This is a genomic window from Microcystis sp. LSC13-02 (assembly GCA_002282935.1).
GTDB lineage: Bacteria > Cyanobacteriota > Cyanobacteriia > Cyanobacteriales > Microcystaceae > Microcystis.
On record MTBT01000291.1, the window covers coordinates 1 to 9,639 of the forward strand.

Consider the following 9,639-nt stretch of genomic DNA (forward strand, 5'->3'; position numbering starts at 1 on the left):
CAGGGTTTATTTGTATTGGTGCAGTCAGGGGAAAATGTAATAATTTTAAATGATGCGGAGTTTACGCCCCAGGTTTGGTAGGTTTAGCTTTTTCTCGAAATCTTCTAGGTTCTGTGTGATCAGTTTAACTTACATAGGATCGATCTTTGTGTCCTCTGTGTCTTTGTGGTTCCTTCCACCCCCTCGCTAGGAGAAATTTATCTTAGAATACATTTTATCCACCAAATCCAAGAGGGCCATTTTTGTTACGATATCCTGAACAGAAATCTGAAGAGATTGGCGATGAAATTGTCCCTCCTTTTAATCGGTGAGAGTATGAGCTATGCCTGATTCACCAGAAGTACAACAGAACTTTAATGCACCCGTTTATGGAGTAGCCGGAAAAGTTGCTGGAGACCAAATTATCTACGCCTCTCCTCAGAAGCAAGATTTAGCCGAAGCTGCCGCAGAAATTCAGCGATTGCTCAAACAACTGGAAGAGACAAATCCCACTGCGACGGAAAAACAAAAGGAAGCTTACATCAATGCGGCGGTGTCAACTACCATCAGAAAGCGATTGCTAGGCGCGGTGACATCAGGGGGAAAAGCTGCCCTTGAGGAATTTCTAGATAATCCTTATCTCAATGTAACAATGGCTTTAATTGAAGGTTGGAAAACAGCAGAGTGATATTGGGATGGGTTACGAACTCATCCTACAATTTGGCAAAGGAGATATCCGAGCAATGGCAGAAGAGTCCAAGATTGAGCAAAACTTCAACGCACCAGTTTCTGGTGTTGCTGGGAATGTAGAGGGAGACCAAATCATCGGCGATAAGGTACTTGGCGATAAGGTACTTGGCGATAAAATCATTCAACTCCCTCAGACTCCCCAAGCTGAAAAATCAGCAGAATTGCCTAATAATCTCAATCGAGCGCGTACTGGGGCGGTTAATTTCGTCGGGCGTGAAGATGCAATGAAACAACTGCACCACCAGTTACAGCAGCAAGAAAGAATTGCGATCACCGCCGTCGTGACGGGAATGGCAGGAGTCGGCAAGACAGAATTAGCACTCCAGTATGCGCTATATCATAAGAAAAAATCGACTTATCCCGGCGGTATTTGTTGGATAGGGGTGCAAGCGGAAACGGTGGGGGTACAACTATTAAATTTTGCTAAGTCGCTGTTGGGTTTGTTTCCCCCGGAAGATTTGAATTTGCGGGGGCAATTGGATTATTGTTGGGCGAGATGGCAACCGCAGGGGGATGTACTGCTAATTTTAGATGATGTGCATCAGTATGGGGAAATCCAAGATTATTTGCCTCCCCAAGAACAACGCTTTAAGGTGTTGATTACGACTCGGCAACATTGGCTGGCGGCATCTTTTGAGCAGTTGCGCTTACCCGTTTTAAGCGAATCTGCCGCCCTGGCTTTACTGGAATCTCTGATTGGTGCGTCACGTCTGCAAGCTGAATTAGAGGTAGGGAAGGGGCTATGTGCGTGGCTGGGTTATTTGCCTTTAGGGTTGGAATTGGTGGGGCGTTTCCTCAAGCGGCGTACTAATTGGACGTTGGCAACGATGCAGCAGCAGTTGATAGATAAGGGTTTACAGTTGTCTGCTTTGCAGAATCCTTCGGGAGATATGACGGCGCAAAGAGGGGTAGAGGCAGCTTTTGAGGTGAGTTGGGATGAGTTAAATCAGCCAGCGCGGGATTTAGGGTGTTTTCTCAGTCTCTTTGCTTTGGCTCCTATTCCTTGGCGGTTGGTGATAGAGCGGTGTTTGTCGGCTGAAGATGAGGAGGAGTTGGAAGATATTAGAGAGGAGCAATTACTCAATCTTCATCTGTTGCAAGCGGTAGAGGGAGAAGTTTATCAGTTTCATCCGTTGGTGCGACAGTTTTTTCAAGCTAAGTTGGCACTGCGAGAGGATGGGGATGAGTTAAAACGCTCCTTTTGTCGGGGTATGGTGGAGGAGGCAAAGACTATTCCTGAAGATTTAACCAAGGAGCAAGTAAAAGCCGTCGCCCTATCTATTCCCCATATTGCTGAGTCAGCGACAGAGTTAGAACAATGGCTGGAGGATGAGGATTTAATCCCGTCTTTTGCAGGATTGGGACGATTTTATGAGGGACAAGGATTCTACGATTTAGCTAAACCTTGGTATAAGCAATGTCTAGAAGTAACTCGCCACCGCTTGGGAGAAGAACATCCCGATGTGGCAACTTCCCTCAACAATTTAGCATTATTGTACTATTATCAAGGAAGATATGAAGAAGCAGAACCCCCTTATTTACAAGCATTAAAATTGAGAAAACGACTATTAGGAGAGAATCATCCAAATGTAGCATATTCCCTCAACAATTTAGCATTATTGTACTATTCTCAAGGAAGATACTTAGAAGCAGAACCCCTCTTTTTACAAGCTTTAGAATTGTTTAAACGACTATTAGGGGAGAATCATCCCGATGTTGCACGATCCCTCAGTGGTTTAGCGGGATTGTACAAATCCCAAGGAAAGTACAAAGAAGCAGAACTTCTATATTTACAAGCATTAGAATTGAGTCAACGACTATTAGGTGACAATCGTCCCCTTTTAGCTTCTTCTCTCAACAATTTAGCGAACTTGTACTATTCCCAGGGAAGGTACGAAGAAGTAGAACCCCTTTATTTACGAGCAGTAGAATTAAGGAAACGACTATTCGGGAGCAATCATCCGCTTGTAGCTTCTTCTCTCAACAATTTAGCAGTATTTTACCGTTCCCAAGGAAAGTACGCAGAAGCAGAACCCCTTTATTTACAAGCTTTAGAATTAAGAAAACGACTATTCGGTAGCAATCATCCCCTTGTAGCTTCTTCCTTCAACAATTTAGCAGGATTGTACGAATCACAAGGAAGGCACGAAGAAGCTGAACCCATCTATTTACAAGCTTTAGAATTAAGGAAACAACTATTAGGGGAGAATCATCCCGATGTTGCACGATCCCTCAACAATTTAGCAGCATTGTACTATTCCCAAGGCAGGTACACAGAAGCGGAACCTCTTTATCTGGAAGCATTAGATTTGAGAAAACGACTCTTGGGAGACAATCATCCCCATGTGGCACAATCCCTCAACAATTTAGCAAGATTGTACAATTCCCAAGGAAGATATGAAGAAGCTGAACCCATCTATTTACAAGCTTTAGAATTAAGGAAACAACTATTAGGGGAGAATCATCCCGATGTGGCACTTTCCCTCAACAATTTAGCATACTTGTACCAATCTCAAGGCAGATACCCAGAAGCAGAACCTCTTTATTTGCAAGCTTTAGCAATTGCCGAGCAAGCTTTAGGGGAGAATCATCCTAATACTGTTAAGATTCGGGAAAACTTAGAGTCGCTCCCGTAGGATGGGTTATTAACCCATCCGATAATACAACAATATAAAATAATACAATCACCTTCAATCAACCAAACAATCATGACTACACTCAAAGATATTGAATCCGCGATTCTCCAGTTGCCTGACGAAGAAATCCATCAATTATCAGCTTGGTTACAAGACTATCTTGATGATAGTTGGGACAAACAGATAAAAAACGATCTCGAATCAGGGAAACTCGATCGACTATTACAAAAAGTCAACAATGATATCAGTAACAATCAAGTTAAGCCTTTAGATGAAATCCTTAACAACTCCTGATTTTTGGCAATGTTATGCCAACTTACCTCCCTACATTAAGCAACAGGCAAAAAAAGCCTATCGTCTCTGGATTAGTAATGTTTTCCATCGATCATTACATTTCAAGAAAGTAGGGAAAAATGTCTGGTCAGTCCGAATAACTGAGAATTATAGAGCTTTAGCATTGAAAAAAGGTGAAGATTATTACTGGTTTTGGATTGGTTCTCATGATGAGTATGAAGAGTTAATTAAATAGAAGGAGAAAATTAACCATGCTAGATCCTCAAGAATTTCGCAATATTATCCACCAAGATTTTACTGAAGTTACCTCACAGGAATTTCTGGCAAATCAAAAAAAATACTGTCCAGAAATTTTTGAAGGCGATAACTATCCCAATATCACTGAAAATCTTAATAATTTAGCAAAACTCTACCAATCCCAAGGAAGGTACGCAGAAGCTGAACCACTCTATTTACAAGCTTTAGAATTGAGAAAACGACTATTAGGGGAGAATCATCCCGATGTATCATCTTCCCTCAATGGTTTAGCAAAATTGTACAATTCTCAAGGAAAGTACGAAGAAGCTGAACCCCTCTATTTACAAGCTTTAGCAATTGCCGAGCAAGCTTTAGGGGAGAATCATCCTACTACTGTTAAGATTCGGGAAAGTTTACAAAAGATGCGACAACAGCAACATCCATCGTATTAACTGTGATTGATGGGATTATGTCAAGTTTTTAGGAAATTAAATCAGTTTATTCTTAATCAAACTTAAACGGAGAAAATTAATGACAACCAACTTATTAAATAATGCTATTACCATAGATAACAAAATTCAACATGGTAAACCAATCTTAACAGGAACCCGAATCCCGATCGCCATTGTTATTGGTTCCCTGGCAGGAGGAATGAGCTATGAAGAAGTCATGGAGGAATATGGAGTTACTCAAGAGCAAATTCTTGCTTCTTTAGCATATTTTTCTGAACTTTTAAATAATGAAATCATTTATCCAATGGAGAAACCCAGTTGAAAATTCGCTTTTTAATTGATGAAGACTGCCCCTTAAGTTTAAGCAACTTGCTAAATTCTAAAGGTTATGACGCTATTCATGTAAAAACCTCTGGACTAAGTGGCACAAAAGACCCTGAGCTATTTCGATTTGCTCAACGAGAACAGCGAATTATTATTAGCCGTGATTTGGGATGGGCTAATATCAAAAATTATCCTCCCAATACCCATTGTGGTCTGATTATTTTACGATTTCCTTTTGATGCGATAGCGGTAGAAATTAGACAGTTTTTAGAAAATTTTATCAATACCGTAGATATAGAAGAAATTATTGGCTCAACGGTAATTGTGGATAAAAATAAGTTTAGGATCAGAAAATCTGGTTGACAAATTAATAGTGTTCCTAATATAAATTAAACAGCGATCGCCACTTTTAAACCTGATAGAAAAACAGCAATTCTTTTACAGTTCATTAAATTGTAATTGCTTTTTCCCTACCCAATAAACCCAACAGAATAAACCCATGAATACAACAACTCAAACCATCAAAGTCTATAACGAAATTATTGAACTAATCGCAGGGGGAACCACTCCCCAATCGGTGATTAACTTTCATCTTTCCGATACCGCTCAAAATCGCCTAGAAGACCTAATTTATAACGCTAAAAATAATGAACTTACCCAAGATGAAAAACAGGAACTCGATGCTTATTTAATGCTAGAACATATTATGACCCTAGCAAAAGCAAAAGCTCACCAATATCTCAATGGAGCTAACTAAAATGGCTCGACCTTACATTAGTGCAGAATTGCGAAAATTAGTTGCTGAACGTGCCGATTTTCTCTGTGAATATTGCTTAATTTCTGCTTCTGATAGGGTATCTGGCTGTCAGGTGGATCATATCATTAGTGTTAAACATGGGGGAGCAACTTCGGCTGATAATTTGTGCTACGCCTGTATTTTTTGCAATTTACAAAAAGGTACAGACTTGCTGAATACAACACAATCATAGTATTCATTTAATCATTTCAATCACAGTTTAGACTTATTATGGGATTATGGGATGGATTATATTGTTAATATTGTTTTGCAGTACAAAAAAGGTCATAAAAAATCATGGAAAAACAACTATTACTCAATAAAATTAAACAAGCAGTACAAGCGATCGAACCACAAGCGCAAATATTTCTTTATGGTTCACGGGCGCGGAATGATGCTCAACCAGACTCCGATTGGGATATATTAGTATTAGTTGATGGGATCACCAACCCTACTCGCACATCTCAAATCCGTCGTCAAATTTATGAAATCGAATGGGAAACAGAAGAAGTTATTTGTACCATTGTTCGCAGCAAAAATCAATGGGAACATCCCTTATTACAAACTACTCCTTTCTGGCAATCAGTTAACAAAGAAGCCATTATGCTATGAGTAAAAATTCCCCCCACGATCAACTAATTAGGTATCGTTTAAATCGTGCAGAGGAAGCTTATCAAGATGCTTGTTCTCTTGCTGATGGTGCAAGATGGAATAGTTGTATCAATCGTCTATACTATAGTTGCTTTTATGCTGTTACGGCTTTACTTGCTTATGATAATCTCTCATCTCCAAAACATACAGGTGTCCGTAGTCTCTTCAATAAAAACTACATTCGTAGTGAAATTATTTCAAAAGACTTTGGTGCAATTTATAACGAATTGTTTGAATACCGTCTCGAAGCAGATTATACAGACTTTGCAGATTTTGATGAATTACAAGTTCTTCCTTTCATTGCAAAAGTGAGAGATTTTTTAAATATAATTTCAGACCTGCTTCCTACTGATTAAATGACAAAAGTATTGTATAGCAATACATTAAGTAAAGAGCATCTCAATACACAAACGATTCGGGAAAATTTACAAATGCTGCGACAGTCACATCCATCGTCTTAACTGCGATCAATTTGACTATGGGATGGACTATGATTGATCATTGATGAAGACTTGCCAAATACAACACAATCATCGTATTCATTCAATCATTCAAATCATAGTTTAGACTTATCAGCGTTTTCTCCTTGTTTGTCGCCGGTGATACCGTTGATGAACTAGGCGATAGCTAACAAAATAGGTTATAGTAGCAAATACCGTCGCTGATAGTAAGCAACCAAAAAACAGGGTCAAAAGAAATTGGCCGCCAGAACTAGCTAACTTTTCGGTGAAGCTTTGATTAGTTTGAAAAATGTTGCCCAGATTCGATCGCCCGCTTTGACCAAGAATAAACTCTCCTAATTTATAGTTAAACAGGAAAATTGGCAGATCGGTCAAGGGATTGCTGATATAGGTACCTGCAGCAGCTGCGATTTTGTTGGCACGAAATAGGGTGGCTAAAAAGATAGCGACGATGATTTGAAGGCCCATCCACGGGAAAAATCCCGAAAAAACTCCCAAGGCAAAACCCCTGGCAATTTCCCTAGTATGTCCTTGTAATCGCATTAAGCGAATATACCAATAGCGCAAAAATCGCAGTAAGCGATTACTCGAATATTTGCCGCTTTTTCTCGCTTTTAATGATCGTGAACGCATATTTTCGGGCATAAATGCTGACAAAATTGATACGGAGTTCAATTTTAGCAAGGAGTGATTAAGAGATGTTAAACACAGGGGATACGATCGCTGCCATCGCTACGGCGATCGTTCCGCAACAGGGTAGCATCGGTATTGTCCGTTTATCCGGTAGTCAGGCATTGGCGATCGCTCGTCAGCTTTTTCATACCCGCAATCGTCAAAAATGGCAAAGTCATCGTCTTCTCTACGGTTATATCCGGCATCCCCAAAGTCAGGCAATTATCGATGAAGCTTTACTGTTGCTCATGTTAGCACCCCGCTCTTTCACTCGCGAGGATGTGGTGGAATTTCACTGTCATGGCGGCATTATGCCCGTACAACAGGTGTTACAGTTATGTCTAGAAAATGGGGCCCGTTTGGCACAAGCGGGGGAATTTAGCCTGCGTGCCTTTCTTAACGGCAGAATTGACCTAACTCAAGCTGAAAGCGTCGTCGATCTCGTTGGGGCGCGTTCTCCCCAAGCGGCACAATTTGCCCTCGCTGGTTTACAGGGGAAACTCGCGCAACCGATCCGCAATTTGCGCTCCACCTGTCTCGATATTTTGGCCGAAATAGAGGCCCGTATTGACTTTGAAGAGGATTTACCGCCCTTGGATCACGAGGCGATTCTTCATAGCATAGAACAGGTTTTTTGTCAAGTAAATTTAATTTTAGCCACTGCCGAGCGCGGGGAATTGCTGCGTAGTGGTCTGAAAGTGGCGATCGTGGGGCGGCCGAATGTGGGTAAATCCAGTTTGTTAAATGCTTGGAGTCGGAGCGATCGAGCGATTGTCACCGATTTACCCGGCACTACCCGCGATATTGTCGAATCTCAGCTAGTTGTGGCGGGAATCCCCGTACAAGTCCTCGATACGGCAGGAATTCGCTCGGCCAGCGATCGAGTCGAACAAATTGGGGTGGAACGTTCCCGTCAAACGGCCCGGTCTGCTGATTTAGTTCTCTTAACCGTCTCCGCAGAGTCAGGATGGACCGAGGAAGACGAGGAAATTTATCGCTCTGTCAGCGATCGCCGATTAATTTTAGTGATTAATAAAATTGATTTAGCTAATCCCGAAATGATAATTTACCCAGCAGAAATTGAGAGAGTTGTCAAGCTATCCGCCGCCCAAAATCAGGGTATTGAAGACTTAGAAAAAAGTATTATTAATGCTGTCCAAAATCAAGAACTACAGGCGGCTAATTTGGATTTAGCCATTAATCAACGACAAGCGGCCGCTTTAACTAGGGCGAAAATTGCTTTGGAACAGGTCAAAAAAACAATTGACCAAGATTTACCTTTTGATTTTTGGTCGATCGATCTGCGTACTGCCATTCAAGCATTAGGAGAAATTACCGGCGAAGAAGTAACTGAATCGATACTTGATCGCATTTTTAGCCGTTTTTGTATTGGCAAGTAAGCAATTAGAAAATCTGGTCAACCAGAAACAAGTTTTTATCCTTTTGTGTTGGGTTAACTGTAGTCTTGTTGAGAATTATAAAGATCAGATATTACTGGAAAAAAATACTTTCCAAGCGGCCGTAATAATGGCACTTCCCAAAAGGATAATCAATGTCCAGACCTGATTTTTTTGGGTTCCTTCCACTGATTTTAGCCGATTGTCGATGCCTTCGATTTTCTCGTCTAACACTTTAATATCCCCTTTGATATCAGCTTGTCCTATCTCAAGTTTTGTTAAGCGATTATCTAATCGATCAAACCGTTCATCAATCTTATCGAATTTCTGGCTAACTTCCTTGATACTGTCTTTAATTTCTTTAAGGACGACATCAAGGGAATAAGTAACAGTTTCGTTAGACATTTGGTAAACTCCTATACTTAAGAAAATTTTTTTCAGGAGCGGTTAACTGTAGTCTTGTTGAGAATTAGAGAACTCAGATATTACTGGAAAAAAATACTTTCCAACCGGCCGTAATAATGGCACTTCCCAAAAGGATAATCAATGTCCAGACCTGATTTTTTTGGGTTCCCTCTACCGATCTGAGACGATTGTCGATGCCTTCGATTTTCTCGTCTAACACTTTAATATCCCCCTTGATATCGGTTAGTCCTATTTCTACTTTGGTTAACCGTTCATCGATTTTGTCAATCTTCCCCTCAATCCTTGTGAGGACAGCTTCTAGGGAATAAGTAACAGTTTCGTTAGACATTTGGTAAACTCCTATACTGCATCTGGTTGGGGATAATTTTATTTTAAGTCTAGGCTTTAAGAAAATTTTCTTTCAGGAGCGGTTAATCTTTTTGGGTTCGTTTAACTGTAGTCTTGTTGAGGATTAGAGAGATCAGATATTACTTGAAAAAAATACTTTCCAAGCGGCCGTAAAAATGGCACTTCCCAAAAGGATAATCAATGTCCAGACCTGATTTTTTTGGGTTCCCTCTACCG

15 protein-coding genes and 2 pseudogenes are annotated in these 9,639 nt (G+C 40.6%); 13 read left to right on the top strand and 4 right to left on the bottom strand.

Features of this window, described 5'->3' with window-relative positions; genetic code table 11:
* The 12 genes and pseudogenes from BGL89_RS18290 to BGL89_RS18345 form a co-directional block, all read left to right on the top strand.
* Positions 1-81 (top strand): annotated as a pseudogene (locus tag BGL89_RS18290) (DUF3782 domain-containing protein); the annotation flags it as partial.
* A 241-nt stretch (positions 82-322) separates the two neighbouring features.
* A complete protein-coding gene (locus BGL89_RS18295; protein ID WP_286826958.1) occupies positions 323-667 on the top strand; it encodes a hypothetical protein in 345 nt (114 codons plus the stop codon).
* 7 nt (positions 668-674) lie between these two features.
* Complete coding sequence (locus tag BGL89_RS18300; RefSeq protein WP_286826959.1) at positions 675-3,365, top strand: tetratricopeptide repeat protein; 2,691 nt, start codon at positions 675-677, stop codon at positions 3,363-3,365.
* Positions 3,366-3,437: 72 nt separating this feature from the next.
* Complete coding sequence (locus tag BGL89_RS18305; protein WP_002736659.1) at positions 3,438-3,659, top strand: hypothetical protein; 222 nt, start codon at positions 3,438-3,440, stop codon at positions 3,657-3,659.
* The gene (locus BGL89_RS18310; protein ID WP_002737575.1) at positions 3,637-3,894 is read left to right on the top strand and encodes a ParE family toxin-like protein; all 258 of its coding nucleotides are present in this window, start codon (positions 3,637-3,639) and stop codon (positions 3,892-3,894) included. Before BGL89_RS18305 ends, BGL89_RS18310 begins: the two co-directional genes overlap by 23 nt.
* Positions 3,895-3,910: 16 nt before the next feature.
* On the top strand, positions 3,911-4,348 hold the full coding sequence (locus BGL89_RS18315) for a tetratricopeptide repeat protein (protein ID WP_286826960.1): 438 nt from the start codon (positions 3,911-3,913) through the stop codon (positions 4,346-4,348).
* Between the two features lie 79 nt (positions 4,349-4,427).
* Positions 4,428-4,670 (top strand): DUF433 domain-containing protein, encoded by a 243-nt coding sequence (locus BGL89_RS18320; RefSeq protein ID WP_286826961.1) that lies wholly within the window; start codon positions 4,428-4,430, stop codon positions 4,668-4,670.
* Entirely contained in the window at positions 4,667-5,035 is a 369-nt protein-coding gene (locus tag BGL89_RS18325) for a DUF5615 family PIN-like protein (protein ID WP_286826962.1), read from the top strand. The genes BGL89_RS18320 and BGL89_RS18325 overlap by 4 nt, the downstream gene beginning before the upstream one ends.
* Before the next feature lie 136 nt (positions 5,036-5,171).
* A complete protein-coding gene (locus BGL89_RS18330; RefSeq protein ID WP_286826963.1) occupies positions 5,172-5,429 on the top strand; it encodes a hypothetical protein in 258 nt (85 codons plus the stop codon).
* Between the two features lies 1 nt (position 5,430).
* Positions 5,431-5,661, top strand: coding sequence for an HNH endonuclease (locus BGL89_RS18335; protein WP_286826964.1), 231 nt, complete (start codon positions 5,431-5,433; stop codon positions 5,659-5,661).
* A 104-nt stretch (positions 5,662-5,765) separates the two neighbouring features.
* Entirely contained in the window at positions 5,766-6,080 is a 315-nt protein-coding gene (locus BGL89_RS18340) for a nucleotidyltransferase domain-containing protein (protein WP_024971013.1), read from the top strand.
* On the top strand, positions 6,077-6,475 hold the full coding sequence (locus tag BGL89_RS18345; RefSeq protein WP_002750396.1) for a HEPN domain-containing protein: 399 nt from the start codon (positions 6,077-6,079) through the stop codon (positions 6,473-6,475). Before BGL89_RS18340 ends, BGL89_RS18345 begins: the two co-directional genes overlap by 4 nt.
* Before the next feature lie 216 nt (positions 6,476-6,691).
* On the opposite strand, the gene BGL89_RS18350 is transcribed toward BGL89_RS18345, so the two are convergent.
* Entirely contained in the window at positions 6,692-7,225 is a 534-nt protein-coding gene (locus BGL89_RS18350; RefSeq protein ID WP_286826967.1) for a DUF2062 domain-containing protein, read from the bottom strand.
* Positions 7,226-7,278: 53 nt separating this feature from the next.
* Between BGL89_RS18350 and mnmE the strand changes: the two genes are divergently transcribed.
* On the top strand, positions 7,279-8,652 hold the full coding sequence (gene mnmE, locus BGL89_RS18355; RefSeq protein ID WP_286826965.1) for a tRNA uridine-5-carboxymethylaminomethyl(34) synthesis GTPase MnmE: 1,374 nt from the start codon (positions 7,279-7,281) through the stop codon (positions 8,650-8,652).
* An 84-nt stretch (positions 8,653-8,736) separates the two neighbouring features.
* On the opposite strand, the gene BGL89_RS18360 is transcribed toward mnmE, so the two are convergent.
* From BGL89_RS18360 to BGL89_RS18370, 3 genes and pseudogenes are all read right to left on the bottom strand, one after another.
* Complete coding sequence (locus tag BGL89_RS18360; protein WP_079209767.1) at positions 8,737-9,054, bottom strand: DUF4164 family protein; 318 nt, start codon at positions 9,052-9,054, stop codon at positions 8,737-8,739.
* 73 nt (positions 9,055-9,127) lie between these two features.
* Positions 9,128-9,403: a polyhydroxyalkanoate biosynthesis repressor PhaR gene (locus tag BGL89_RS18365; protein WP_286826966.1), complete on the bottom strand. Its 276-nt coding sequence runs from the start codon at positions 9,401-9,403 to the stop codon at positions 9,128-9,130.
* Between the two features lie 132 nt (positions 9,404-9,535).
* A pseudogene (locus tag BGL89_RS18370) lies at positions 9,536-9,639 on the bottom strand (polyhydroxyalkanoate biosynthesis repressor PhaR); the annotation flags it as partial.

Coding starts and splice junctions, on each gene's coding strand:
- BGL89_RS18295 (WP_286826958.1), top strand. CDS start 323: ATGCCTGATTCACCAGAAGTACAACAGAACTTTAATGCACCCGTTTAT.
- BGL89_RS18300 (WP_286826959.1), top strand. CDS start 675: ATGGGTTACGAACTCATCCTACAATTTGGCAAAGGAGATATCCGAGCA.
- BGL89_RS18305 (WP_002736659.1), top strand. CDS start 3,438: ATGACTACACTCAAAGATATTGAATCCGCGATTCTCCAGTTGCCTGAC.
- BGL89_RS18310 (WP_002737575.1), top strand. CDS start 3,637: ATGAAATCCTTAACAACTCCTGATTTTTGGCAATGTTATGCCAACTTA.
- BGL89_RS18315 (WP_286826960.1), top strand. CDS start 3,911: ATGCTAGATCCTCAAGAATTTCGCAATATTATCCACCAAGATTTTACT.
- BGL89_RS18320 (WP_286826961.1), top strand. CDS start 4,428: ATGACAACCAACTTATTAAATAATGCTATTACCATAGATAACAAAATT.
- BGL89_RS18330 (WP_286826963.1), top strand. CDS start 5,172: ATGAATACAACAACTCAAACCATCAAAGTCTATAACGAAATTATTGAA.
- BGL89_RS18335 (WP_286826964.1), top strand. CDS start 5,431: ATGGCTCGACCTTACATTAGTGCAGAATTGCGAAAATTAGTTGCTGAA.
- BGL89_RS18340 (WP_024971013.1), top strand. CDS start 5,766: ATGGAAAAACAACTATTACTCAATAAAATTAAACAAGCAGTACAAGCG.
- BGL89_RS18345 (WP_002750396.1), top strand. CDS start 6,077: ATGAGTAAAAATTCCCCCCACGATCAACTAATTAGGTATCGTTTAAAT.
- BGL89_RS18350 (WP_286826967.1), bottom strand. CDS start 7,225: ATGCCCGAAAATATGCGTTCACGATCATTAAAAGCGAGAAAAAGCGGC.
- mnmE (WP_286826965.1), top strand. CDS start 7,279: ATGTTAAACACAGGGGATACGATCGCTGCCATCGCTACGGCGATCGTT.
- BGL89_RS18360 (WP_079209767.1), bottom strand. CDS start 9,054: ATGTCTAACGAAACTGTTACTTATTCCCTTGATGTCGTCCTTAAAGAA.
- BGL89_RS18365 (WP_286826966.1), bottom strand. CDS start 9,403: ATGTCTAACGAAACTGTTACTTATTCCCTAGAAGCTGTCCTCACAAGG.